Genomic DNA, 315 nt, shown 5'->3' with positions numbered 1-315 from the left:
GGCATATGGCTCGCAAGGGCAAGAAGGGTTCGAACCGGGAGGTCCGCGATAACGCGGGCGAGGACGCTGGTCAGGCATCCCTCGGGCGATCCAAACTGGATGGCCGCAGTTTCCTCTATGTCGGTGGCCGCGACTGCCAGGTGGCGCATCTTCGCCAAATCGCCAGCAATTTCGGCGCTGAGCTCATCCATCATGATGGCGGTCTGCGCGAAGCGGTTTCCCGCATCGATACTCTGCTTCCCTCGGTCGACTGCGTCTTCTGCCCAATCGACTGTATCAGCCACGATGCCTGCCTGCGTGTGAAGACAGGCTGTA

General features: G+C 61.0%; 1 protein-coding gene. It reads left to right on the top strand.

All coding sequences use genetic code 11. The features are described 5' to 3' along the window. Positions 1 to 5: 5 nt before the first annotated feature. Positions 6 to 315: DUF2325 domain-containing protein (locus tag EOD29_RS30925; protein WP_164763902.1), on the top strand; the 310-nt coding region annotated here is incomplete at its 3' end.

The sequence above is a fragment of the Mesorhizobium sp. M1A.T.Ca.IN.004.03.1.1 genome, from assembly GCF_003997555.1.
Lineage (GTDB): Bacteria > Pseudomonadota > Alphaproteobacteria > Rhizobiales > Rhizobiaceae > Mesorhizobium.
This window is presented reverse-complemented; position numbering and strand designations above follow the sequence as displayed.